The sequence below is a fragment of the Methanococcoides orientis genome (assembly GCF_021184045.1).
GTDB classification, from domain to species: domain Archaea; phylum Halobacteriota; class Methanosarcinia; order Methanosarcinales; family Methanosarcinaceae; genus Methanococcoides; species Methanococcoides orientis.
In genome coordinates this window covers 184,889-209,155 of sequence record NZ_CP073710.1, presented here as the reverse complement: position 1 = coordinate 209,155, position 24,267 = coordinate 184,889, and the positions used below count along the sequence as shown (strand labels likewise).

35 protein-coding genes and 4 tRNA genes are annotated in these 24,267 nt (G+C 44.5%); 3 read left to right on the top strand and 36 right to left on the bottom strand.

The window, feature by feature from the left end; all coding sequences use genetic code 11:
• Positions 1 to 134: 134 nt before the first annotated feature.
• From J7W08_RS01170 to J7W08_RS01135, 8 genes are all read right to left on the bottom strand, one after another.
• Positions 135 to 222, bottom strand: a tRNA-Leu gene (locus J7W08_RS01170).
• Between the two features lie 83 nt (positions 223 to 305).
• Positions 306 to 393, bottom strand: a tRNA-Leu gene (locus J7W08_RS01165).
• An 83-nt stretch (positions 394 to 476) separates the two neighbouring features.
• Positions 477 to 564, bottom strand: a tRNA-Leu gene (locus J7W08_RS01160).
• A 54-nt stretch (positions 565 to 618) separates the two neighbouring features.
• Positions 619 to 1,422, bottom strand: coding sequence for a DNA-directed RNA polymerase subunit D (locus J7W08_RS01155; RefSeq protein ID WP_233084869.1), 804 nt, complete (start codon positions 1,420 to 1,422; stop codon positions 619 to 621).
• A 23-nt stretch (positions 1,423 to 1,445) separates the two neighbouring features.
• Positions 1,446 to 1,826, bottom strand: coding sequence for a 30S ribosomal protein S11 (locus tag J7W08_RS01150; RefSeq protein ID WP_091690598.1), 381 nt, complete (start codon positions 1,824 to 1,826; stop codon positions 1,446 to 1,448).
• A 13-nt stretch (positions 1,827 to 1,839) separates the two neighbouring features.
• Complete coding sequence (locus J7W08_RS01145; RefSeq protein WP_233084868.1) at positions 1,840 to 2,394, bottom strand: 30S ribosomal protein S4; 555 nt, start codon at positions 2,392 to 2,394, stop codon at positions 1,840 to 1,842.
• A 12-nt stretch (positions 2,395 to 2,406) separates the two neighbouring features.
• Complete coding sequence (locus J7W08_RS01140) at positions 2,407 to 2,853, bottom strand: 30S ribosomal protein S13 (protein WP_233084867.1); 447 nt, start codon at positions 2,851 to 2,853, stop codon at positions 2,407 to 2,409.
• Between the two features lie 293 nt (positions 2,854 to 3,146).
• The gene (locus J7W08_RS01135) at positions 3,147 to 4,049 is read right to left on the bottom strand and encodes a DMT family transporter (protein WP_233084866.1); all 903 of its coding nucleotides are present in this window, start codon (positions 4,047 to 4,049) and stop codon (positions 3,147 to 3,149) included.
• 116 nt (positions 4,050 to 4,165) lie between these two features.
• On the opposite strand from J7W08_RS01135, the gene J7W08_RS01130 reads away from it, so the two are divergent.
• Both J7W08_RS01130 and J7W08_RS01125 read left to right on the top strand, forming a co-directional pair.
• Positions 4,166 to 4,519 carry a DUF5684 domain-containing protein gene (locus J7W08_RS01130; RefSeq protein WP_233084865.1) on the top strand — a complete coding sequence of 118 codons (354 nt, stop codon included), beginning with the start codon at positions 4,166 to 4,168 and terminating at the stop codon, positions 4,517 to 4,519.
• A 20-nt stretch (positions 4,520 to 4,539) separates the two neighbouring features.
• The gene (locus tag J7W08_RS01125) at positions 4,540 to 5,205 is read left to right on the top strand and encodes an HAD family hydrolase (RefSeq protein ID WP_233084864.1); all 666 of its coding nucleotides are present in this window, start codon (positions 4,540 to 4,542) and stop codon (positions 5,203 to 5,205) included.
• A gap of 43 nt (positions 5,206 to 5,248) precedes the next feature.
• Here the strand turns inward: J7W08_RS01125 and J7W08_RS01120 are convergent, their stop codons facing one another.
• The gene (locus tag J7W08_RS01120; RefSeq protein WP_233084863.1) at positions 5,249 to 8,071 is read right to left on the bottom strand and encodes a M1 family metallopeptidase; all 2,823 of its coding nucleotides are present in this window, start codon (positions 8,069 to 8,071) and stop codon (positions 5,249 to 5,251) included.
• Between the two features lie 245 nt (positions 8,072 to 8,316).
• On the opposite strand from J7W08_RS01120, the gene J7W08_RS01115 reads away from it, so the two are divergent.
• Positions 8,317 to 8,841, top strand: a complete 525-nt coding sequence (locus J7W08_RS01115) for a DJ-1/PfpI family protein (protein WP_233084862.1) — start codon at positions 8,317 to 8,319, stop codon at positions 8,839 to 8,841.
• A 34-nt stretch (positions 8,842 to 8,875) separates the two neighbouring features.
• Here J7W08_RS01115 and J7W08_RS01110 read toward each other — a convergent pair whose 3' ends face one another.
• From J7W08_RS01110 to J7W08_RS00980, 27 genes are all read right to left on the bottom strand, one after another.
• Positions 8,876 to 9,991 carry a cytochrome c3 family protein gene (locus J7W08_RS01110; RefSeq protein ID WP_233084861.1) on the bottom strand — a complete coding sequence of 372 codons (1,116 nt, stop codon included), beginning with the start codon at positions 9,989 to 9,991 and terminating at the stop codon, positions 8,876 to 8,878.
• A gap of 180 nt (positions 9,992 to 10,171) precedes the next feature.
• A tRNA-Ser gene (locus tag J7W08_RS01105) sits at positions 10,172 to 10,254 on the bottom strand.
• 29 nt (positions 10,255 to 10,283) lie between these two features.
• Positions 10,284 to 11,276 (bottom strand): RNA-guided pseudouridylation complex pseudouridine synthase subunit Cbf5, encoded by a 993-nt coding sequence (locus J7W08_RS01100; protein WP_233084860.1) that lies wholly within the window; start codon positions 11,274 to 11,276, stop codon positions 10,284 to 10,286.
• A gap of 19 nt (positions 11,277 to 11,295) precedes the next feature.
• Positions 11,296 to 11,823: a (d)CMP kinase gene (gene cmk, locus J7W08_RS01095; RefSeq protein ID WP_233084859.1), complete on the bottom strand. Its 528-nt coding sequence runs from the start codon at positions 11,821 to 11,823 to the stop codon at positions 11,296 to 11,298.
• 2 nt (positions 11,824 to 11,825) lie between these two features.
• Complete coding sequence (locus J7W08_RS01090; RefSeq protein WP_048193274.1) at positions 11,826 to 12,446, bottom strand: DUF106 domain-containing protein; 621 nt, start codon at positions 12,444 to 12,446, stop codon at positions 11,826 to 11,828.
• 21 nt (positions 12,447 to 12,467) lie between these two features.
• On the bottom strand, positions 12,468 to 13,115 hold the full coding sequence (locus J7W08_RS01085; RefSeq protein WP_233084858.1) for an adenylate kinase: 648 nt from the start codon (positions 13,113 to 13,115) through the stop codon (positions 12,468 to 12,470).
• 22 nt (positions 13,116 to 13,137) lie between these two features.
• On the bottom strand, positions 13,138 to 14,616 hold the full coding sequence (secY, locus tag J7W08_RS01080; RefSeq protein ID WP_233084857.1) for a preprotein translocase subunit SecY: 1,479 nt from the start codon (positions 14,614 to 14,616) through the stop codon (positions 13,138 to 13,140).
• Between the two features lie 105 nt (positions 14,617 to 14,721).
• Positions 14,722 to 15,162, bottom strand: a complete 441-nt coding sequence (locus J7W08_RS01075; protein ID WP_233084856.1) for an uL15m family ribosomal protein — start codon at positions 15,160 to 15,162, stop codon at positions 14,722 to 14,724.
• A gap of 7 nt (positions 15,163 to 15,169) precedes the next feature.
• Entirely contained in the window at positions 15,170 to 15,631 is a 462-nt protein-coding gene (locus J7W08_RS01070) for a 50S ribosomal protein L30 (protein ID WP_233084855.1), read from the bottom strand.
• Positions 15,632 to 15,633: 2 nt separating this feature from the next.
• The gene (locus J7W08_RS01065) at positions 15,634 to 16,269 is read right to left on the bottom strand and encodes a 30S ribosomal protein S5 (protein ID WP_233084854.1); all 636 of its coding nucleotides are present in this window, start codon (positions 16,267 to 16,269) and stop codon (positions 15,634 to 15,636) included.
• A gap of 11 nt (positions 16,270 to 16,280) precedes the next feature.
• On the bottom strand, positions 16,281 to 16,802 hold the full coding sequence (locus J7W08_RS01060; RefSeq protein WP_233084853.1) for a 50S ribosomal protein L18: 522 nt from the start codon (positions 16,800 to 16,802) through the stop codon (positions 16,281 to 16,283).
• Between the two features lie 59 nt (positions 16,803 to 16,861).
• Positions 16,862 to 17,308: a 50S ribosomal protein L19e gene (locus J7W08_RS01055; RefSeq protein WP_233084852.1), complete on the bottom strand. Its 447-nt coding sequence runs from the start codon at positions 17,306 to 17,308 to the stop codon at positions 16,862 to 16,864.
• Between the two features lies 1 nt (position 17,309).
• Entirely contained in the window at positions 17,310 to 17,756 is a 447-nt protein-coding gene (locus J7W08_RS01050; RefSeq protein ID WP_233084851.1) for a 50S ribosomal protein L32e, read from the bottom strand.
• A 23-nt stretch (positions 17,757 to 17,779) separates the two neighbouring features.
• Positions 17,780 to 18,313 (bottom strand): 50S ribosomal protein L6, encoded by a 534-nt coding sequence (locus tag J7W08_RS01045; RefSeq protein WP_233084850.1) that lies wholly within the window; start codon positions 18,311 to 18,313, stop codon positions 17,780 to 17,782.
• A gap of 17 nt (positions 18,314 to 18,330) precedes the next feature.
• A complete protein-coding gene (locus J7W08_RS01040; RefSeq protein ID WP_091690577.1) occupies positions 18,331 to 18,723 on the bottom strand; it encodes a 30S ribosomal protein S8 in 393 nt (130 codons plus the stop codon).
• Positions 18,724 to 18,734: 11 nt separating this feature from the next.
• Positions 18,735 to 18,887, bottom strand: a complete 153-nt coding sequence (locus J7W08_RS01035; protein ID WP_048193264.1) for a 30S ribosomal protein S14 — start codon at positions 18,885 to 18,887, stop codon at positions 18,735 to 18,737.
• On the bottom strand, positions 18,887 to 19,384 hold the full coding sequence (locus J7W08_RS01030) for a 50S ribosomal protein L5 (RefSeq protein WP_233084849.1): 498 nt from the start codon (positions 19,382 to 19,384) through the stop codon (positions 18,887 to 18,889). Before J7W08_RS01030 ends, J7W08_RS01035 begins: the two co-directional genes overlap by 1 nt.
• 4 nt (positions 19,385 to 19,388) lie before the next feature.
• Positions 19,389 to 20,099: a 30S ribosomal protein S4e gene (locus J7W08_RS01025; protein WP_233084848.1), complete on the bottom strand. Its 711-nt coding sequence runs from the start codon at positions 20,097 to 20,099 to the stop codon at positions 19,389 to 19,391.
• Between the two features lie 5 nt (positions 20,100 to 20,104).
• The gene (gene rplX, locus J7W08_RS01020; RefSeq protein WP_233084847.1) at positions 20,105 to 20,458 is read right to left on the bottom strand and encodes a 50S ribosomal protein L24; all 354 of its coding nucleotides are present in this window, start codon (positions 20,456 to 20,458) and stop codon (positions 20,105 to 20,107) included.
• 11 nt (positions 20,459 to 20,469) lie between these two features.
• Positions 20,470 to 20,868, bottom strand: coding sequence for a 50S ribosomal protein L14 (locus tag J7W08_RS01015; RefSeq protein ID WP_135613091.1), 399 nt, complete (start codon positions 20,866 to 20,868; stop codon positions 20,470 to 20,472).
• A complete protein-coding gene (locus J7W08_RS01010) occupies positions 20,865 to 21,194 on the bottom strand; it encodes a 30S ribosomal protein S17 (RefSeq protein WP_233084846.1) in 330 nt (109 codons plus the stop codon). The genes J7W08_RS01015 and J7W08_RS01010 overlap by 4 nt, the downstream gene beginning before the upstream one ends.
• Positions 21,195 to 21,199: 5 nt before the next feature.
• Positions 21,200 to 21,505 (bottom strand): ribonuclease P protein component 1, encoded by a 306-nt coding sequence (gene rnp1, locus J7W08_RS01005; protein ID WP_233084845.1) that lies wholly within the window; start codon positions 21,503 to 21,505, stop codon positions 21,200 to 21,202.
• A gap of 1 nt (position 21,506) precedes the next feature.
• Complete coding sequence (gene rpmC, locus J7W08_RS01000) at positions 21,507 to 21,710, bottom strand: 50S ribosomal protein L29 (protein ID WP_233084844.1); 204 nt, start codon at positions 21,708 to 21,710, stop codon at positions 21,507 to 21,509.
• Positions 21,711 to 21,712: 2 nt separating this feature from the next.
• Positions 21,713 to 22,651, bottom strand: coding sequence for a 30S ribosomal protein S3 (locus tag J7W08_RS00995; protein ID WP_233084843.1), 939 nt, complete (start codon positions 22,649 to 22,651; stop codon positions 21,713 to 21,715).
• A complete protein-coding gene (locus J7W08_RS00990) occupies positions 22,651 to 23,106 on the bottom strand; it encodes a 50S ribosomal protein L22 (RefSeq protein WP_135606321.1) in 456 nt (151 codons plus the stop codon). Before J7W08_RS00990 ends, J7W08_RS00995 begins: the two co-directional genes overlap by 1 nt.
• Before the next feature lie 10 nt (positions 23,107 to 23,116).
• Positions 23,117 to 23,530: a 30S ribosomal protein S19 gene (locus tag J7W08_RS00985; protein ID WP_233084842.1), complete on the bottom strand. Its 414-nt coding sequence runs from the start codon at positions 23,528 to 23,530 to the stop codon at positions 23,117 to 23,119.
• 17 nt (positions 23,531 to 23,547) lie between these two features.
• The gene (locus tag J7W08_RS00980) at positions 23,548 to 24,261 is read right to left on the bottom strand and encodes a 50S ribosomal protein L2 (RefSeq protein WP_233084841.1); all 714 of its coding nucleotides are present in this window, start codon (positions 24,259 to 24,261) and stop codon (positions 23,548 to 23,550) included.
• Between the last annotated feature and the right edge of the window lie 6 nt (positions 24,262 to 24,267).

Here is a 24,267-nt window from a genome sequence, read left to right as displayed (position 1 = left end):
GAGAGATTCTTTTGCATCCTCCCCTCTTTTTTAGATTTTTCAGTTACTGTCACATAGCATATGTTATCGACAATATAGAATCACTAAGCAAAAGTATCAGAGTGAAACAAAAGTAGAATAATAGAATAAGAAAATGGTGCGGGAGGTGTGATTCGAACACACGAACTCCTACGAGACTAGGCCCTCAACCTAGCGCCTTTGGCCTGGCTGGGCAACCCCCGCAAAGTGGTTGTTGTTAAGTTATCAAGTTACCATCCTGAAAGATCTCAGGACCGCATTGTTCCGGTCTTTACCGAAAAGTGGTATGGTGCGGGAGGTGTGATTCGAACACACGAACTCCTACGAGACTAGGCCCTCAACCTAGCGCCTTTGGCCTGGCTGGGCAACCCCCGCAAAGTGGTTGTTGTTAAGTTATCGAGTTACCATCCTGAAAGATCTCAGGACCGTATTGTTCCGGTCTTTACCGGAAAGTGGTATGGTGCGGGAGGTGTGATTCGAACACACGAACTCCTACGAGACTAGGCCCTCAACCTAGCGCCTTTGGCCTGGCTGGGCAACCCCCGCACGCGGGATGCTTATGAAATTAAATAAAGTAAAAAGGAAATTGGTATTTCCGATTTACAGTGTATCTAAGATGCCCTGCATCTCAGAGGCTTTTCCCTTAATCGTATTCACTGCATTTAAGATTAACTGTTGAGCAGTGTAGGAACCATCGGATTCCATCGTGAAAATGAAAGATCTTTCATCTACACCAACGGTAATAGCATCTATATCACATGAATCCTGACATAATCTGCATAATGAGCACTTGAGAAGATCATCTTTGGAGATCTCAGCAGTCTCTTCACCTAGCTGAATTATGTTTCTTGGGCATGCGTTGACGCATATGCCGCACCTGTCACACCCCTCAAAGGTTATAACTGGCATGTTCTTATAGCCGCAAGCAACGCCTGCCTGCCATTTTGCATGCTCGTTTCCATAACCCATGTGAGCAATTGCCTCAAGCACAACCTTCTGGCCGGTCCTGAGATCAATTATAGGGATGTTCTTGTCTGCTGGTTGTACGTTAGGGTCAGATGAAACAATGTCACCGGAATGAACGATGACCTGCTCCTCTTCACCTGCTTCGGCGCTGAGAGTCAGAGAGACAGTACATGCAGGACAGCCACTACCTTCACAGGTACACTTATCCTGCGGCACAAAGTCCTCAAGACTGGAAGTGAGGGGGATCAAACCCAACCTCAATGCCAGCTGCTCGTCATACAGAACAGAAGTATTATTATAGATATTCACGTCATCGATCGCTAGCGTCGGTACATCGGCAAGCATTGCCCTACGGACACCATTTGCAAAAGCTGCAGTTGTGCCTGATAAAATGAACTTTGCTGACCTATCGGATAACTCAAGTATATCTATTTCCATTGGAAAACCTCTGTTCTTTGTGATTATACACGCCTTCCGCCTTTTGGACGAGTTCCATCATGGGGTACTGGTGTAACGTCTTCGATCCTTCCGATCCTGACGCCTGCTCTTGCAAATGCCCTGATCGCGGCCTGTGCGCCTGGACCCGGACTTCTCTGCTTGTTTCCTCCAGGTGCCCTTACTTTGATGTGAACACCCTCGATACCCTTGTCTTTAAGAGTATCTGCAAGCTGGCTTGCCATCTGCATAGCAGTGTATGGGGAGCTTTCGTCCCTTGCTGCCTTTACAACCATTCCACCAGAGGATTTTGCGATGGTTTCTGCACCGGTGAGATCTGTCACGGTGATGATCGTGTTGTTAAATGAACATTTGATGTTTGCAACACCCCAGATTCCGTTTGCCATATTTTACTCCTCCTTATTCCTCAACGAGTGATGATGCGATCTGTGCAGGTCTTTCAGGATGAGCTTCTTTGGAAATAGGTGACCTACCATAGTAGTCGATTGCCATTTCCTGCTCCTTTGTGACCATCATACCAGGCACAGTTACCCTCTTTCCATCTATGGAGATGTGACCGTGGGTGATGAACTGCCTTGCCTGACGTGCAGTGCGGGCAAGTCCAAGCCTGTGAACCTGTGTCTGAAGTCTGCGCTCCAGAATAGCCTCGGTCTGAAGACCAAGAATATCATCAATGCTGGAATCAGATTTCAGAATTGAGTATCTGATGAGTTTTGCAAGGATCTGATCTGCTTCGGTCTTTGCATGACCGGAAAGATCAGCTTCTGCGGATTCAGCAAGAAGACGTCTTGCGTCTGCCCTGAACCTTCTCAGTACACTGTGTGATTTCCAAAGTTCCCTCTTGTTACGGAGACCATACTTTTTGACGAGCTCAACCTCGCTTGCCATCCTAGCAGCCTGCCAGGGGTGCTTTGGTGTATCATAAGATTTTGTGCTTTTACCAGGATATACCATATTGCATCACCTTTATTTCTTCTTCCTTACACCAATGGTGCTACCACGTCTTCCAGTGGACTTGGTTCTCTGTCCTCTGACCTTAAGACCTCTCTCATGTCTGAGACCACGGTATGCGCGTGCCTTCTTAAGATCGTTAAGGTCTTCCTTCAGGGTCATAATGATATCCTGACCAAGAAGATGCTTGTTGTCCCCGGTTGTTGGGTCTCGCTGCCTGTTGAGCATCCATACAGGAAGGTGCTGCTCGAACTGCGCAATTGCAGTATCAAGTTTTTCAACGTCCTCATCAGGTAGGTAACCGATCACTGCATTTGGATCGACACCAGTACTATCTACAATAACACGAGAGGCTCTTAACCCGATACCACGGATACCGGTCAATGCGTACTTAACCCGCTGGCTTCCCTGCAGGTCAGTATTCATTATACGAACCAGATGTCTAATTTCTTCGTCTGCCATATAATATCCTCCTTAAGGGTGTAAACAACACCCCGTAGCCTCGGAACACATTGGTTCCGACACAGCCATGTGGCTTTTTAAATTTTTATAAATTCAAAAGCGACTCCGCTGAATATACAATTTCTGGTATATAACATTATTTATTGCAATTCTTTGGCATGTTCAATAAGAGCATCCCATACCAAATAATACCAGAATATGACTTACAAATAGCAATATCATATATAGCCATGTCGAATCCCAGCACAGAATCAAATAAAAATTCCAATATCGAAAACCATATAACCAGAAGTTCAAGTCCCAAATTCAAGATATTTTCCAAAGGAAATATGTTCAGTAACGGCAAGGAGAGCACCTGTAATGATGAACATACACCCAACTATCGTTTCGGCAAAGATCGCATTATGAAGAATAGTATAATCAAAAAAGATACCACTAACCGGTTCCAGCATTGCTAGTATGCTGGCAGCCTGGGTCCGAACCCTTGAAAGCCCGTTGAAATACAGAACACCACTGATGCTTGTATTCACCAACCCGAAAAGCAGGAGCATCAGGAAGTTCTCCCTTAGTACTGGAATGGACACAGTGGGGGCAAATGGCGCAAGCACAACAACACAGAAGGCAGTTGCCCAGAAAAACTGTGAAAAGCCGGAATACTCATCCCTGACATAACGGGCGGTCATGATAATGCAACTAAAAGAGATTCCCGACAGAATACCAGCCAAAATCCCGATAAAATGAATATCCCCGATACCAGAGCGAATAAACGTTGCAGGATCCACAATAAGGAATATCCCGATCATGGACAGGACCAGTCCGGCAAGACCAGACCGCGTCAGCTTCTCCTTGAGTACGATCGGAGACAATAAGGTCACATACATAGGTGCAGTATATAGTAAGAGTATTGCTATTGAAAGCCCTGAATAAATGATGCATGTAAAATAGAAAGATATGGTCATAAGCTTAAAAACACCAAGAAGCAGAAGATGGCGCTTTTTCCCACTCAATCTCAGGATCCCTGCCTTTCCGGTAAAGTAGAGATAGACCAGCATGAACACTATACCTATCAAAAGTTTGTAAAATATGATCGGCAGAGTGCCCATATCATGTATGAAAGCGAGAAATACTCCCACCATACCATATATTATACACCCGGAAGTGATCTCCAGATAGCCCCTTATCGGTGCTGAACCCATGATCGATCATATGGAATACACACTATATAGAACATCTCCAGTATTGCTAGTATTGCTAGTATCACCAGTATGGATAAATACAACATCTGACAACTTATTGAATATAGGTGAATAAAATGGATACAGGACTACTATTCCCGGGATTTGGAATCTCACATTTGTTCGCAGCTTTATTTTTCTACATATACTTCGCCTATTCATTACAGGTAATTGCTACAAAGACACAGACAGTAAATGTATGGATGGCATGGATACCGATACTGAACCTTCTACTGATGGTACGAATATGCAGACTATCAGGCATAGCATTGATACCATTTTTCATACCTTTTATAAACATCATTTATGCTGCCTACATCTGGGGAGAAATAGCATATGCCGTCAACAAGTCACGATGGTTGGGACTTGTCATATTAGTACCAATCCTTAACTTGGGGTTACCCGGATATCTTGCCTTTTTCGAGTATTAAAGTGGAGGAAATCCTGCCCCATGGAAAGGAACATAAAGGCTGTCCTTTTTGATATGGACAACACCCTATTTGATTTTCTTGAAGCTAAACTTACTGCATGTAAAAAAATGGTAAAGCACCTCGGTGCAGGAGATCCGGAAGCCATGCTCAGATATTTCCTGCGAGGCAACCCCGGTTTTGAAGATCTCGAGAACATTAAGGACTACCTCCAGGACAATGACCTTTACTCCAAAGATAATTATGAGAGCTGTTGCACTATCTACGAAACCATTAAAATAGAAGCCCTTGTGCTGTATCCCGGAGTGAAGCATACACTAAAAGTCCTGAAAGAAGAACGAATTTCTCTGGCACTTGTCACCGATGCCCATTCCCACAATGCCACCAAAAGACTGGAAAGAATGCAAATAATAGAATATTTTGATTTCATTGTGACCAACGACATGACAGGCGCTAAAAAACCCGATCATAAAGTATTCCATTTTGCACTTGATCTTCTGGAAGTAAAACCATCACAGGCAGTTTTTGTAGGAGATAGCCCCAGAAGAGACATCGAACCTGCAAAACAAATAGGAATGAGAACAGCTTACGCTGCTTATGGAGATCGACGGCACTATTCAGAAGAGGTTGAAGCAGATATAATACTATCAGGCATTACGGATGTTCTGGACTTTATCCTCATAAATTAAAAGAGCAAGGAGAATATCTTTGATTCTCCTTTCAATTTCGATATCAAATAGCTTTGATCTTTCCAAACTGTGCTTCATAAACTTCCACTGCATTTGGAGCACCTTGTAACAGCTTTCTGATCCTGTTGTAAACGCTTGGAACTTTCTCTGCGTCAAGGCTGTCAAGCATCTCTGCAAGTATTGAGACCAAAGGCACATGATATTCATCTTCCATGAGGTCGATGTTAGCAAAGACATTGAGAAGATTTGTAGTGCTATACTCATTAACCGCTGCAAGTTTGAGCAGAATGGACCGAAGAAGTTCACGTCCAGCTCCCGTCTGCAGGGATATCTTCCGATTCCTTCCAAAACCACCATATAGAGCGCGCTGATCATTGGCCTGTTCAATGCGGAAGGACTCTGAAGCCTCAATGTTCTTCACAAGAGAAACAGCATCGGAACTACTATTTCCTGCAACTATTGAAAGGAAAGCTTCCCATGCAACAAGGTTCTTCCTGGATTCTTCCATGAAATTCTCCAAAAATTCGATCTTATCCTCAGCAGAGCTGTTAATGTAGCAGTCAAATGCTACAAGCCGGTCACTTGCACATGATGCTTCAACAAACTGCTTATTGCATAACTGATGTACAAATGGAGTGTCAAGGGTAGCAAGGATTCGTAATACAGTGTTCTTCACCTGACGTGCCTTAATAACACGAGCATGCTCTTCAAGCGTATCATCCTGCGGTATCGACACCTTCAGGTACTTGTGGTAAAGATTCAGGAGAGACACTGTGTTATTTCTTGCAATGCCTTCAAGGATACGTTTTTTCACATCATAGAGCATCTGATAACGATGTGCTAATCTTTCATCTTCAACTGATTCAAAGATGGCAAGGAACTGACCACCCACCTCTTCCATCAAGACATCATCACTAATGAGGCCATTGAACAGTTCGATGAACATTTCAGATACTTTTGCCTGAGGATCAGCCAGCAATCTCATTTTCTCCCTGTCCACAAGTGTATAGTAGGCAATGAAACGGTTGATCATATCGCTGTCCTTCCTTACCTGCAGAAGAAGTTCTTCATCAGAAACCTCACGAACGACCTTTCCATAGAAGGAATAGCCACGATTTATAGATACAAATGCAGGCGTTTCAACGTTCTCTATGGCAATATTAGCATCCTCGGAAGATATCCATTCATTAATTTCCACAATGTCATTTCCATCCCCATCCACCAGAGCTGCGACAAAGGGGAACTCCCAATGCTTACCACCCTCCGGAACTTCCTGATGGATATCTAGTGTAAAGAACATACTTTCCGCATCATAAGAAGTATCAATTTGAACCATTGGGAATTTTGTCTGTGTCAGCCACGTTTCCGACATTTCGGAAAAGTCCATTCCGGAAATCTCTTCCATGGTCTTCAACCAATCAGAACCTTTTGCATTAGAATGGCTGAACTTGGTATGATAGATATCAAGAGCACGGGCAAAATTTTCCTTGCCCATAAGGGTTTCCAGCATTCTCACGAATTCAGGAGCTTTTACATACGTTACCGCTGTGATCAGATCATTGGGATCATTGAAGCCTTCAGGAACAATGGACATGGAAGCTGCACCACTGTCCAGTGCAAAGGTACCGACCCCGGGTGCCAGAAGATCAAGAACGTTGGACAAACGACTGTAGTTCTCTCCGAAGACAAATGCATGGAACTGATGCTCGATGTGAACGGTCACTGCCTCATTTAGCCATATTTCGAACGGGCTCCAGCCTGTGACCTCCGAACCATTTATGTTATGATAATATTCATGGACCTTGACACGTACCATGTACTCAAACGATGGATCCGTAGTTTCCGGATATGGCATGATACGATTGGTCGTGATCGTGGTGTTGCCAACATTCTCCATGCCGCCAAAATCAGAGTTTTGCATACCGATCTCACGATAGACAGTACCTGTATATTTGTACCCCATCGTAAGCGAGCTGTCGAGTTTTTTGAGCTCATCCCGTAAGAATACCAGATCATCGGACTTCCCTTCAGCCTTGAGAGCATCGCGTACCCGGATCAGATCATATATCTCCTTCCTTTTATCAATGTCAGTGTACTGCTCAGGACCTGTGAAAAGGTAAGTCCACATCACTGAATCATAAAGTACATCCAGTGCCTTTTCTGCTGGATAAACATCAGATTCCGGCGGTACCAGCAACTCAAGATCGAAAGTATGTCCATCAGGATACTCGAACTCCCTTGTAAATGTCCGGTAAGTTCCAACCCCGAGGAAGAAAAGGTAAGTTGCCATTGGTGTAACGGAATTGTCATAGACGATCCTGGCCCTGCCATTACCAATAGAATGTTTTTCCTCCACAACATCACCGTTGGTTATGAGATTGGTATAACGCTCGTCTGCGATGATGGTGGTAGTGTAAGTACATTTAGCGGTCATGTCATCGATGCATGGAACGATACGCTGGAATCCCCACTGCTGGCACTGTGTTATCTGTTGTGGCGGTGCCCCTGCAGGAGTCTCGTCATAATAAAGGCCTTCAAGAATGTTCCAGGTTGGCTTGCATATTGTTTCCGTGTGGATCACAATTTCTGTGTTTGCCGGGACCTGGCAACCAAATTCAATTGAGAGAATGTATTCATCTGCCTTGTAATCGTAAGAAACATCATATTCTTTGCAGCTAATTTTTTTGATATCGAGATCACGGCAGTTAAGATCAAGTGATGTTATCGGCTTTCCAAGGGTCCTGACATTGAGATCCGAACTCACATAAGTGTGATCATCATAAACATCGAACAAAAGGTCCATATGAATGACCTTTACTGTCAGTTCTCCAAAATCCTCTGGATAATACTTGTAGATACGTTCCATTCTTTCACACCTAGTTTTCTAAAGTATTGTTAGCTTAAACAGTTTTCTAAATGTAGACAAGGAGAAGGAAAAAAGACAAGATAGAATTAAGCTGAAGAGAATAAAAAGGAACAAAAAAAAGAAGAAAGGAATTGAAGAAAAAATGAATTAAAATTCGCCATTGATTTATAAGATGGTGCAAGAACATTGAATCAATAGAAACATTTCTCAAAATGATAACATAAACAATATCTAAAGGTGATCAAATGACAGAGCAGAAGAAAATACTCATGATAGTTGCACAGGAAAACTTCAGGGACGAGGAATTCTTTGAACCAAAGGAAGTGTTTGAGAAAAGTGGTGCAAAGGTCACCGTTGCCAGTAATACCACAAAAAAGGCAAAGGGAATACTCGGAGGCGAAGTTAAACCTGACCTTAGCATCTCTGATGTGAACATTGATGAATATGATGCCATATCCATCACCGGTGGTGGAGGTTCCAGACAATACCTGTGGAACAACAATGAACTGCAGGATATCGTCAAAAAAGCATATGAGAAGGGTAAGGTCGTCGCTGCAATATGCATCTCACCTGTCGTACTAGCAAATGCAGGCGTTCTTGAAGGAAAGAAAAGTACAGTTTTCAAGAATGATGAGACCGTCAGCATACTTAAGGACAAAGGGGCCAAGCACAAAGATAAAGGTGTAATCTCAGATGGAAAGATCGTTACCGGCAGAGATCCAAAAAGCGCTAAGGAGTATGGAAAAGCAGTCCTTAAAGCGTTCAATTAAAAAAGATAAAATAGATAGGTAAGAGGGATGGCCATCAATCCCTCTTTATTAAAAAGGCAACTGTAGCAAATATCATTACCACAACAATTCCGCCTGGTGCAGGAACCTGGCCTACAGGTTCATCAACCCCTAAACTTTCCCCAATAACCAAATTGAAGTACCTTTCTGCCATGTCAAGATCGTCCTCAGTTCGGAACATATTATGGATTCCAAGGCTCCCATCATTTTCAACTTCTGTAAGATAGAAAAGCCCGTTGTTATAGTTGGCAAGTTGTGGTCCATAGACATCTGTTCCATTGAAACTTTCAAGGACAACATTTGATTCTTCTTTTAATGAATTAAGATAAGAGAGCCTCTGGGAAACTGTTTCCTGTTTGACCTCGACAGATGATGATAATGAGTCAAGATGGCAGGAATAACATTCATTAGATGAATCAGGATCGGAAAGCGCCACTGCATCAAAATCAAAGTCATGACCGGTAGTAACTTCACCATCCAATGGGACCATTGACATATGACAGTCAACACAACCTATCCCCGTAGGGTGAGTTCCGTCAACATATACTGAAGTACTTACCATATCCCACTGAGCGTGCCTGACGACAGGAGTTTTACCATCTGCAACCACTCCCTCCGTATTATGACAATTGCCACACAGAAGTGTGCTTTCCTCCAACCAGAGGCCACCTTCATGAGGATCATGGCAGGCAACACATGCTATTGCCCATTCGGTCACTTCAAGGTCGTGAGCAGCTTCCTCATTTAGCATATATACCTCAGCCTCTTCAAGGTTCAGTATTGCACCATCAGTACTCTTGCACACTACGCAGGAGACATCCGAATGCAATACGTATGGTTCTGCGACCTCCGTCGGCTCGGAATGGCTTGCCATTGCTTCCATATCGAACTCCTCGCCTGCAAACTCATTCCACTCATCAAAGATAGCAGCATGGCAATCCCCACAAACCTCTGAAGACAGATCTGCAGTTGGAACTGAACCAGAAGGATCCACGACATGACCATCAAATCCTCCTTCAGCAGGAGTATGACATATCTCACAATCTGCAGTACCATGAGCAGAAGAACTCCACTGATCATAAGATTCCTGATGACAGTCCGTACAATCATCAAAATCTACCGCTATACACACAGTCGTAAATAAAATTAAAACTGTTGAAACTATTACTATGGTTTTTGTTATTTCCCCCAACATACCTATCACATAGAATAATGTGAGTTTTCGGGATATATAAATTACCAAAGAATATTTGGATAATTGAAGAAAAATAGTAATCAAGAGCTTAATATTAATTTCAGAAAAATATTAAAGCGCCGAGGGGGAGATTCGAACTCCCGAGGGGACAGGCCCCACAAGCTTTCCAGGCTTGCGCCCTACCACTAGACTACCTCGGCAAAAAAGCCTTATTCGTGCTGACTGGCGTTTATTTTGTCGTCCAGCAACTTGGATAAATAGCGGCATCCATTATTACTCTTTCGGTGATACAGGCTATTCCGTGATCATTGTTCAGTAGTTCATCGGAATCCATAGATGCCTTGCATAGTGCCACAGCTTCTCCTTTTAAGGTAAATAACGCGATCTTGTCGTCCTTTTTTATGCTCTTGCTAAAAGAAACGATACCTGAAACTGCAAGGTATGCACCCCTGCATATCGCATCTACGGCAGTATCGCGTATAACAATGCGGGGCAGATGAGACAAACCAGCCTCCATTGGGAGTATAAGCTTCCGAAGCTCGGTCTCATCGTTGTCCTCTTGCCAGAAAACACAGGCATCCTTAAGATCGTAGAGAGTCACCAGAGTGTCTTCCCTGAATGGACCTGTACCTGTCCTGCGTAGCTGCTTCATGTGGCCACCACAACCCAGTATGAGACCAATATCATGACAAAGCTTGCGCAGATATGTCCCTGCCTCACAGCCCACCCTCATGAGCACTTCCCTACCTTCGATCTCCAGAACATCAAGATAATAGATATTCCTGATCCGCAACTGCCTCTTGACAGCAGAGATAATAGGCGGGGTCTGGTAAATGGGACCGTTGAAGTCCTTACATACACGCTTGATCTTTATTTCAGGAACGTCATTGTGAAGGTGCATGAGGCAGATGTACTCTTTGCCTGAAAGGCGCAGGGCTGAGACTGCTTTAGTAGCTTTTCCAAGCATCACTGGAAGCACACCTGTTACACCAGGATCAAGTGAACCTGAATGACCGGCTTTGCTTACACCCAGCATATCCCTTATCCATGCTGTTACCTCATGGCTGGTTGGACCAACAGGTTTGTCGATGTTCACGACACCCAGATTAATATAATCAAGAATAGGACGATCTTCAGGCTTGCAACCGTATGCGGCATTCGTAGTGGCATGTGCCTTTACGACCATCATGTCCACGTCTTTAGAAATTCGTGATGAAACCATAGTACCTACAAGTTATTTATTAAAATCCGCCACAGCCATCGATGGCCTTTATGAGAATGTCTGTGATCACAAATTGGTCCCAGCGGCTGGAATCAATAACCATATCATAAATAGAAAGATCGTTAATGTCAATTGAATGTATCTCTTTGTAACGTAATGCTTCTGAAGCTTCACGTTCCACAGTCTCCCTCAGGCGTATATCAAAGGAAGAGCCTTCTCTTTCAACTATCCTCCTTACACGGACTTCCATTGGAGCTTTTACCCACAACTTCAGAGCAGTTTCAGCCATATGACCTGCAAGGCGACCTTCAAGAATAAGACAATCAGAACTATTCGCGATCTTGCTCTGCCTTTTATCGATCTCGATATCAATAGAAGGATCAGACTCTGCAAGAGCACCAAACTCTGCAAGTGTCATTCCACGTTCTTTTGCAAGACCTCTGAAAACATCACCCGCAGAGATAATCTCCACACCATAATGTTCTGCCAGTAGTTTCCCCACAGTCGTGGTTCCGCTGCCCGGCAGCCCACTAATAGTTAAAAGCATGCTTAGACGCCACCAATGTCCAGTGCTTTACGCACTACCTGACTGATAGCCAGTGATGTAATGAAGTACCAGAATATCCAATACTGGATCGGACCCAGAACAGTAGTCACAAGCTCTTGTTCTCCCCAAAATGGGAATACCAGTGAAGCACCCGGATGCAGGCTAATGTAATGATATGCCCACATGAAAAGAGGCAAAGAGATAATACTGATATATGCCATCGGTTTGAACTGCTGCTTTGACATTTCCATCTGGTCAGACATCATATCAGCACGCTGTTCCTCCAATTTCTTGACCATATAGGTATTCTGTGAGAGCTGTGCCTCACGGAATTCCTTCTGGAAGGACTTCATGCGCTCCTGTGTGTTGCGCATAAGTTGCCAGTTAATGGTATATTTCTGAATAAGTGATGCATACAAAGCAGTGATCGCTGCCATGATGAACAACATTATATGGAAGTTGCCATCACCGACCATAGCACTTATAGGATCCATCAGGATGCCAACAATAGCTCCGATACCCTCCCTGCCCTCCTCACCGAGAACAAGAATCCCTATCATTAAAGAGATACCGACCGCCAGTACAAACCTTTCTGCTGTTTTCTTGAAATTTGAATCTGCCATGCATCATCACCTTCTATTAGTTTACTTGTACTGGTCAAGTACTTCGCAGATATCTGAAAATACCCTGCTGATCTCACCAGCCCCATCAATATTAACAAGGATACCTTTCTCCTTGTAATAATCGATAAGAGGCTGAGTCTTCTCTTTATAGGAATCGAGTCTTTGCCTGATGACATCCTCTTTATCATCATCGCGCTGGTAGAGCTGTGCACCACACGCGTTACAGACACCCTCTTCTTTTGGAGGGTTGAACTTGATGTGATAACTCTCACCACAATTACACATGTACCTTCCACAAAGACGGGTTACAAGTTCCTCATCGGCAACATCAATATTAAGGACGACTTCAAGAGGCATACCAATATCATCGAGGATGCCTGACAGAGCGTCTGCCTGAGGAGTTGTCCTTGGATATCCATCAAGAAGATAACCGGTCTTGCAGTCAGACTCTGTGAGACGGTTCTTGATAATGCCAATCAACACTTCATCAGGCACAAGTTCGCCTTTATCCATGTATCCCTTGGCTTCACGTCCAAGTTCGGTACCATCACGCACGTTAGCCCTCAAAATATCACCGGTAGATATGTGAGGGATCTGATAATGCTTAGCCAGTTCCTTGGCCTGGGTGCCTTTTCCTGCACCCGGTGGACCAAATAACACAACATTCATTTAAATATCTCCATTTTTTCGTTTATTCTTGTCCGAAGAAAGATCTGACCATTGGATGCATTTCCATCATCTGTTCAGATGCAATATCCTCATACAAACGATATACAATACTTACTGTAAGCAGTAACCCTGTACCTCCGGCACCACCAATGGTACCCAGCAAACTTGCCAGAAGTGTAAGTCCGCCAATGAAAGCACCACCAATAATGGTTACCTTCGGGATGTACCTGACCATGACCTTCTCAATACTTCCAACATTACGCCTGAAACCAGGGATCTGCATTCCTGAATTGAACACTTTCTGTGCAGTAGGTTTGGCACCCATGCCAGTAGTTTCGATCCAGAACAGAGCGAATATGATACCACCAACGATAAGGAACGTTGCATCAACGAGAACATGCAGTCCTACCTGCCACATTGAAGGCACCGGAGCACCATATCCTGTAAATGTTTCCCGTACAAGTGAAGGTATCCAGTCATATGGACTGTTTATAGGTGAAAGATAATACATCACACCGTTAATAGGAGTGGAACCATAGTATTCACCAAACAGAGTAATACCACGTCCTGAAAGTAGCAGACCTATCATCTGTATGTTCGCCTGGAGAGCCCTTACAAGGATCATCGGAAGAACGGATGCATAGATAAGCTTTACAGGGAACCTACCCCTTGCACCTCTTACAGCGCTGTGTGCTAATGGGATCTCAATGCGGGTACTTTCTACATATACTACCAGCAGGAAGATCGCAACTGTACTCACAAGTGCCAGGATTCCACCTCTGATAAGCAGGAACATGGCCCCATCGCCTGTGAAAATGTAATCTAGTCCCACATTCTGAGCTATATATATCCACTTTGGAAGAATTCCGATAGGAAGACCTCCGGTGTCGAGTTCCCAGTTGAACAATCCAGTTACGATCTGCTGCGAAACACCAGCAACGATGAACAGTCCCACACCGGAACCAATTCCCCATTTTGACACGATCTCATCCATGAACAGGATAAGCATACCGCCGATACAGATCTGGATGAATATAATGAACGTAACAACTCCAAGACCAACTCCAAGAGCAGATGCTACTCCGGCATCCGGCTGGATATAGCCTCCTACGATCTGTGGAAGAGCTTCAAGAACGATCATTACAAAGACCATAAATTTCTGTGCACCCTGGAAGAACGCCTGGTCTGCAGGATCGGACATGTTGAGCTTGATAACGTCAGCTCCCACAAGAAGCTGAAGGACAATAGATGCGGTAACAATAGGACCTATACCAAGAAGCATTAGTGATCCTGATGCTCCAGCAAAGAACGCTCTATATTGTTCGAACAAATCAATGGAATCACTTGAAAGACCAAACAGTGGTACATTTGCAAGAGCAAAGTAAAGTACCAGTATTCCAAGAGTCCACATTAACTTGTTTTTAAAATGCACATGCCCCTCTGGACTTGCAACGGCGGGCAATCTGTTAAAAAACGGTTCCAAACTCTCCCTGAGACTCATTAACTACACCTTTATTCGGATTGAAAGTCCATTAGACTCTCTTTAATCAAATTAATCAGCAGTAATAAAAACGCAACAAATATAAAAGTAATGTCTGAAAAGACATTACTCTTCGGTTTCTACGCAGGATCCACCTGCATTTTCGATCTTGTTCCGTGCAACTCCTGAGAAGCTGCTTGCTGTAACAACCATATTCTTTGTTACTTTTCCGGTACCAAGAACTTTTTCAATTTCGAGATCTGCAAGATTGATAGAATATGCACCAGCTTCAAGCTGTGCAAAACCATCTTCAACAAGCTGATCTGCAAGTTCGTCAAGTTCACCGACGTTCACAACTGAAACATCGCGGATCATCTTCAAAGGACGGGAGAAACCACGACCGCTTCCACGGATGTATCCACCCTGTAAAGCCCTTGTGAAGTGATGCTTATTTTCACCTGATCTACCACGTCCACCACGGTTACCTGCACCACGGCGATTCTTAGTAGTACCGCCACCACAGGTGCGGGAACCCCTGAACTTCTTTGTGTTGGTTTTGTTGCTCATAGTAACATCACCTCATCTTGTTCAAAAGTGTCTTTATGTCTTCACCATGGTTTCCAAGGACACCGCCCTGCTGAGCGGTCCTCTTGATACCAGCATGACCTTTCCTTGGTGGGTGAAGCCTGAAAACCGGCTTCAGACCAGGAACGTCATTGATCTTTGCATTACCGCTGACAAGAGCTTCTGCGAATGCTTTAATGGAGTCGAAATCAGTATTCTCCTTCACATAAGCATCTGTCACACGTTCATCGCCCTCGAGCCTGCCGCGCTTGGCAATTATATCTGCCAGAGTATCAGCATCAATAGCACCGTATGCAATGTAATCCTTTGCTTTCTGGATCATACCCTTGTTGTTAGGGTTGTCAGCAAGGAATACGCAATGGTTGACCTTGTGAAGGCGAAGCATACCGAGAGTATCCTCGATCTCACCGCGAACATTTACCTGGCCCCTCATTCTGACTACTGCGAACATATTCAGTCCTCCGTCTCATCAAATACAATTGGCCTTCTTACAGTGCCTGTGTTCATCAGAGCAATGTATGTTGCCTTTGCGAAGTTGAGAGTGGTCCTTGTCTGACCTTCTGTGCGGGTCCATACGTCCTTGACACCTGCTTTTTCAAGCACTTTCTTTGCAGTGCCTCCAGCAGCAAGTCCAAGTCCACGTGGTGCAGGCTTCAATACTACAGTGACACTACCTACCTTTCCAGTGACCTCGGAAGGAACGGTATGTGGAAGTCCACAACCGCATTCCCATGAACCGCATCCACGTTTGATACGTGTGATGTTGATCTTTGCATTGTCAATAGCCTTTCTGATAGCAGGTCCTACCTGTACATCCTTTGCCTGACCAAGTCCAACAAAACCATCGCCGTTTCCAACGATAACGGTTGCCCTGAACTTGACACGTCTTCCAGAGTCAGTCATCCTCTGAACCATGTTGATATCGAGAACTTCATCCTCCAGATCAGGTAATAATATATCAACGATTTTTGATTCCCTTATAGGGAGACCGGAATCCATGGCTTCATCCATGGAAGTAACCTGTCCTTCTGAAACAAGCGTACCAAGCCTTGTCTTGGGTACCCATTCCTCATTATATTCATATGCCATATAACCACACCTTAACTGAACTCTGCAAGGATCTTTTCCTTAACTGCTTCGAACACTTCCGGCAGATTGGATCCTTCCATATATTCTGCAACGTGTTCTCCTCTTATACGCTCATCAGATGGGAATACTGAGGAATTGTGAGGCACATCCAGTCCTGCGTCAACAGCACCTTTGAGTGCTGCATATACACGACATCCTGGTGATGATGCCTGAATTCCGATATCCAGTACACCGCTCTCATAGCCTTCCTTAAGTGCCTTGTGTCCGAACAAGAAACCTGTAAGGTATGCTGCGGTTGTGTTACCGGTTGCTTCCTCGTATCCATATTTCCCAAGCTCAGTAGAGATAGCTGACGTTAATGTCATATCTCCCTTTGCATCTGGTGCCACAAGTTGCAACTGCATGTGCCTTGTGCTCTTACGCACAACCACACGATCCTCTTTTGACAGAAGTAACCTGAGTCTCTGGTGATAATCTGTACGCCCTTCCCTTCGTCGCCTGAATGGGACTTTATAACGGGCTCCTGTAGCCATATTAGATCCTCCACATCAACTTAACATGTAAATTTGTCTTCATTGTTTATTCCTCAGGCTCATTCTGTCTTCTTAATATTAAGATGCGCTTCCATATGAGCTAAGTTCCTATACTCGCCACCCTTTGCTTTACGGTAGACCTTGCAGTATGTGGACTTATCGAGTGTACCATCTGCACGAAGCTCTTTAAGCCTCCTTCTGAGAGCACGGATTTTTTTCATCCACTGCTCTTTCCTCGGGTTACGTGCACCCTTTCTACCTTTACGGGAACCATGACCCTTGCGGTGGCCGTATTTACGTTTTGCATCCCTTTCTCTTGCGCGTCCGCGGCTAACACCCTTTACAAGCTCTGCTTTTATGCTTCCGCCTGCGATAAGACCACGGATATCTTCTCTTGTAATAGCAACTGCTATTTCAGCAGAAGCTTCAGGATCTAACCAGACCTTGTGGACTCCGCATCCCAGGACCTTTGCTGCAAGTTTTTTCTGGTTTGTGAGATTAGTCATCTTACTCACTCCTGGTAGGGTTCAATATCTTAATACCCATTTCAGTTGCTTTTGCCTCGATGATTGCTTTCTTCCTTCCACCAACGGTCCTTGCGATCCTTATAGCTTCAAAGGAAGCATCAACGTCATCAACGTCTTTAACGGTGTTCACAAGAACTTCTGCATACCCGGATGGGTGAAGACCTTTTACTGCTGCAGGACTGCCATATCCTACCTGTGCAAGAGCACCTTTTGCAGCAATGTGCTTGCGCTGCTTGCCCTGAAGACCTCTTGGCCTTCTCCAGTTGGAATCCAGACGCTTGTACTTGTGTGAATCAGTCCTCTTGAATGCAGGTTTCTTAGCCTTCTGGACTTTCCTGACTTTAAAAAGTCTCTTGGACTCATCATCAAGTGCAAGTTCAGTGGTAACTGCTTCTTTCATGTTAGTTTCATTAACTGTATCTTCCATTCAGATCACCTACACTTTCTCTCTCATACCCTCTTCTCAACGATGTATATACCATCCTGGAACACACGTGGATCAAAGCGTTTGATCTTTGTCTTCTGCTCTATGTTAGCAGCGGTCTGACCGACATCTTCCTTGTTGATACCGGAGACAATGACTTCGTCACCACTTGTTTTTACAGTTGTCTCACCAAGGATCTTGGAAACCCTTGGCTTCTTCTCACCAAGGAAGTTACTGATGACAAACTGCTTTCCTTCGACCTTAAGCTGCATTGGAAAGTGAGAGTAGACCACTTTCATGTGGTACTCAAATCCATCCACAGCTCCCTTCATCATATTATTGATGTGGGAAGAAAGCGTTCCGACCATTGCTTTCTGTTTTTTCCTCGATGATGGAGAGTCAACGATCACTTCTGAACCGTTCACTTCAATGTTTACACCTGGATACCACACGAATCTTGTGTTAGTACCTTTGGGCCCTGAAGCGGACAGAACGTTATTTTCTAACGTTACTGTCACACCTTCAGGAATCGAGATTATTTTTTTGATTTCTTTTGCCATATCATCTCACCCTTAAATTAGTACACAAATGATAATAACTGGCCACCAACGTTATTCTCACGAGCCTCATACTGGGAAATTACTCCCTGAGGTGTTGTAAGGATCAGAACACCAAAGTTCTTTGCAGGAAGGAACTGTTTCTCCCATTTCTCGAACTCGGTTGCTCCAACTGAATAACGTGGCTTGATAGCTCCACACTTGTTAATACGTCCAATAAGTTCTACTGTATATACTCCAGCCTTACCATCTTCCACAAACTCAAACTCACCGATATATCCACGGTCCTTCATGACCTTAAGGACATTCCCTATGAGCTTTGATGCGGGCTTGATAGTGCAGGAATCTTTACCAACAGCTTCAGCGTTCTTGATCATAGATAACGCGTCAGCAAGAGGATCTAATAATACCATACCTGTTCACCTCATGTATATTTTTCAAATCCCATATCATGGGCAATTTCCCTGAAACAATGCCTGCAAAGGTAGATACCATACTTGCGTACGAGACCCTGCTTTCTGCCGCATCTTTTACACTCGTTTGCGCCTCTTCCAAAGTTCTTCTCTGTCTGAGTCATTATTCTACCTCCACACCATAATTTTCTTTAAAGAAAGATATCGTATCCTCTTTTGAGATTTTGTGGGAAGTTGGTATCTTTCGCTTCATGACCCTTCTTTTGTTTACCCTGTAACCAGGACGGTTTACAACCACATTTATATCCATTCCAAAGATACCGATGTTAGGATCGTACCTCATGCCAGGATAGTCAGTGTGTTCTTCAACACCAAAAGAAACGTTACCATAGTCATCGAACTGGGATGCACGGAGTGTTTTTTCGATAATTTCCAGAGATGTTGTCAGGAAATCTTCTGCAGCATCTCCACGGAGAGTTACCTTGCATCCGATAGGCTCGTTCTTTTTGATACTGAAAGCAGGCAAAGTTCTCTTTGCATAGCTTCTTATAACGGTCTGACCGGTAACAGCTTCAAGGATCCCTTCTGCATCTACAAGGTGCTGACCACTTTCTCCAACACCCATGTGGACGACCACTTTATCGACCTTAGGATCTCTCATTGAGTTACTCAATTGACTCACCACCTAAGCTGATCTCTGGCTCCTTCTCGCCTACTACGAAAACATAGTTCTCGATTGTCTCGAACTCGGTTTCACCGGAGATGGTCACTGTGTTGTACTTAGAGCTCCTTACCTTGTTGATCTCTTTGATAGTACCGATCTCTCCAGAGTGGCTTCCACCAACGATCATTGCAAGATTGCCTACTTCGTACTTGATGTGTTTTACAATTGACTTGTCAGGAAGGGAAAGTATGATTGAATCCTTTGTATTGTAATCGTTGGAACCATTAAGGTTTGTACCATCGTTCAGGTTCATCTGTACGTTTCCGCCCTTGATGACAGTCTTATTTTCAATACGGCACAGTTTGTTTGCGCCCATACCCTCAAGCTTGTTCAGAACAAGCCTTCCCTTACCATCAAGCAATATAAGGTATTCTGTATTGTTCAATGGGATGCTAATTACATCCATCAAACCTACAGGGAACCTTAGATCCTTCCTTGCGACTCCGTCAACAAGGACCTTGCCTTCTGAAAGTATTCTCTTTGCTTCTGCCCGGTTGTCAACGACACCAAGCATGTCCCTAAGCACAACAGCAAGAGGAAGACTCTGTAATCTGTTATGAGGACCTGGTCTTGTGGATGTTATCCATTTGTTGGACTTCTTTGAGATCTGCCAGCTATTTGGGACAGATATTCTCTTTTGATGATTGCCCACTAGAATCACCTACCTCTAGATAATATTGATTCTCTGCGTTTATCGTTCAGTTCAAGTGATGTTATCATCACATTTGAAGGATAGATCGGTCTTGGAACCTCGGTTCCATCTACCTTGCTAACAGAAACACCTTCGACTACGATGGTTCCGCTCTTCAAGGACAATGCTTCGACCTTTCCTTTAGTACCTGCATGGTCACCACGCATTACCACAACAGTGTCACCGACAATAACGCTTGCACTGCGACCATACTTGCCGCGAAGCTCCTTTGAAAGAGGTGCAGCCATATATTTCTGCCTGATGTGGAGGGGTGCATTGTAACGTGCTTTCCTCTGTTTTCTTGGCTGATTTGATACCATAATTTAACACCTCATACGATCATGGATGCTGTTGTACCGATCTTTGGGAATCTTTCTGCTGCTTCTCTTGCAACAGGACCTTTGATGTCGGTTCCCTTTGGGATACCCTTATCATCTACGATCACTACCGCGTTGTCTTCGAAACTTACTCTCAGACCATCCGGGCGGCGGAATTCCTTCTTTTGGCGTACAACGACTGCGTAAATGATCTGCTTGCGCATCTCAGGAGTACCCTTCTTTACAGATACGACACACATGTCGCCAATACCTGCCTTTGGCATCCTGTTCTTTACACCTCGGTACTTTTTGACTGAGATGATCTCTACAGTACGTGCACCAGTGTTATCAACACATTCGATCTTAGCGCCGGCATTCAGTGCGCGTGGGATCGTTGAACGAATACCCCTCACGCCTGCACCTCCGACTTAACGACTACATATGATTTGGTTTTGCTGAGAGGGCGACATTCAGCGAATGTCACAATATCTCCAACCTTTGCATCGATGCATGGTGGATTGTGAGCGTGGATCTTTGATTGCCTCTTCTCATATCTCTGGTATTTATTTATCAGCTTTTCACGCCTTTGTTGAATGACCACTGTCTTGTCCATCTTGTCGCTTACAACAGTACCGACGAGGATCTGTCCCCTTACGGAGAGGTTGCCGTGGAATGGACAATTTACGTCATCACATTCCTTGGACGGCTCTGGTACATCCAATCCAATATCTTTTGCCATGATTATTACCTCATGCGTATTTTCTTAAGATTCTTGACTCTATTCTCGGGTTGTGAGAGCAATAATTTCCCGTCTGTTATAACACGTTGATCTTGATTAGCAGAATGGGATGGGATATGAAATATAAAAACAGTTCCCTCTTTAGGAACCATTTTCTCTTCCATATCTTCCGTTTCGATCACAAGCATATTGCGTGTCTCGTTGACCACTCTGCCTTTTATGTTATTTAGTGTGGGATTTGTTGACTCGATTATTTCCGTAACAAGCCCGATAAGCTCGTGGAAAATCAGATTAGAAGCCGATGCTTCCAAATCAGATCTCCTTCAGTTCGTTCTGGATCGTTTTGATCTTTGCAACTGTCCTTCTAAGCTCACCGATCCTACCTGGATTATCAGGAGCTCCACCTGCTGATGCAAGTGCGCGCTCACGGATAAGCTCACTTCGGATCTTCTCAAGTTCGTCCACACGTTCGTGTGGGTTCATATCCCTTATTTCTTTTGTACGAAGAATTGCCATGATTAGCCCTCCCTGTGGACACGGGCCATTGGGTGCCAATAGTCGTGACCTTCATGTTTGTGCTGCCATACATTGTTGACCTCACGGCGTTCTTCCCCATCAACGATCTCAATTGTAGCTTCGGATTCATCGTCTGCTGATTCAGCCATAGTTTCTTCTGCTACAACTTCTGCTTCTGATGTTTCTTCAACTGCTGCTTCTACAGTTTCAGCTTCTACTTCTGTTGCTGCTTCAACAACTGTTTCTTCAGCCTCTGCAACTGCACCTTCAGCTTCTACAAGCTCCTCAATGCCTGCACTCTTTGCTTCTTCAGCAGGAGCAACGACACCTGATGCTGCAAGTTCCTCGGCAGTCTTCATTCTGTATGCGTCCGGAAGGACTGCATTAGGATGAATGATACGTACCCTGCATCCGAGGGTACCGAGTTTCTTGACAGCAACAGCGAAACCGTCGTCAACAATATCTTCAGCAGGTTTTCCTGCGTGCTTGATATAACCGTTGACCATCTTCTCCACCCTTGACCTTGCACCGGTCAGTTTTCCGGAGATGACGATCTCACAGCCAAGCGCACCAGCGTTCATGATAGCACGCATGGTGTTGTGACCGGCTTTCCTGAAATACCATCCTCTTTCGATGGATGAAGCAAGTCTTGATGCCATCATCTGTGCATTCAGTTCAGGCTTCTTGACTTCCTGTGCATCGATCTGAGGGTTGTCCAGGTCATATAACCTGTCTACATCACGGGTCAGTTTACGGATAACCTTACCAGCCTTTCCGATAACCATACCTGGTTTCTCAGCATAGACTGTTATCTGGGTACCCATTGGAGTACGGTTGAGTTCCATACCACCATAACCAGCCCTGCTTAATTGTTTTGCAAAATATTCATCCATGGATGCCTTAATGTATCCATCCTGAACGAACTTTTTCTCTACAGCCATTAGCGCACCTCGCTTATGATCATCTCAATATTGACAGTTTCCGTGTTTTTCGGACTTGCCCTTCCGCGAGCCCTTGGTCTCATACCATGAATCACACGTCCACGCTTTGCTGCTGCATGTGCAATGTACATGTGATCTGCATTCAGACCCTTGTATTCTGCATTGCTCTCTGCATTCTTGAGCAACTTAAGCATTTCAGATGCAACCTTTACAGGATAACGACCTGCTGCCATTGGACCCTTTCTGTGACCAAGGCTGTCATTGTGCCTGCCAAAAGGCACTGCCTGCTTCAAAGAGACGACCTCTTCGAGATAGCGTTTTGCTGCCTTTGTTTTCATACCTTTAACTGCTTTGCAGAGTTCACGTGATTTCTTAGGTGAGATATGAAGCTCTGAACCCATTGCCTTTGAACTGGTCTCTGGATCGAGATCTGTTGTATAGTTGATTCTTGCCATTCACATCACCTTACTTCAATGGTACGAATTTACTCGAACGTGTTGCACCGACACCAGCGCTTCCGTGTGAAACCCTGTTACGTGTTGGAGCGAACTCGCCGAATCTGTGCCCGATCATTTCAGGCATTATCTCTGTTGCTACGAACGTCTTACCATTGTAGACCTCGATGGTCTTACCGATCATTTCTGGATAGATGATCATGTTCCTGTAGTGAGTTCGTACGCTTTCCTTACCGTCCTTGAACTGTTGCAGAATATCCTTCTGATTATCAGAAAGACCCCGGCGTATAGACCTGCGTTCCTTAGCAGGCAGGAGTTCTGCAAATTCATCAAAACTCAATTGCTGGAGCTGCTCAACCGTAAGACCACGGAATATGAACTCTCCCTTTCGTTTTGGTAATCTTGATGTTGATTTCTTTGCCATGTATATTACCTCTTTGTTTAACGTTTTCCGGTCCTACGTGCTGCGATCTGACCAACCTTACGTCCTGGTGGTGCATTCCTGCTCACAGTAGTTGGCCTTCCTGGGTGCTTTCTGTTACCTCCACCGAACGGGTGATCGATAACGTTCATGGCAACTCCTGATACGCGTGGGTATTTTGCAGCCCTTGCTTTCATCTTGTGGTATTTCTTACCTGCCTTGAGGAATGGCCTGTCAACCCTTCCGCCGCCAGCAACGATACCGATTGTTGCCCTGCATTTAGGATTGAACCATTTCAAGACACCGGATGGCATCCTTACAACGACCTTGGCAGCTTCACGGGAAACAAGTGTTGCATAAACACCTGAGGATCTTGCGAACTGACCGCCATCGTTTGGTTTTGACTCAATGTTGCATACAGGAATACCCTCAGGGATCTCTGCAAGAGGAAGAATGTTACCTGGTTTGACCTCTGCGGAAACACCACAGGCGATCTTCTCACCAACAGCAATTCCTTCTGGAGCAAGGATCAACTGTTCCTCACCATTCTCAAAGGCTACTTTGACAATAGGAGCTGACCTTGCAGGATCATGTGTAATATCAATAACTGTACCATTGAGAACGCTCTCTTCATCCACACGTGGGTGTTTGAGTGCGGCTTTGTACTTGTGTGATGGAGCCCTGTATGTTGGACTTCCTCGACCTCTGTTTTGTGATATAAGTCTTTTAGCCATGTACCT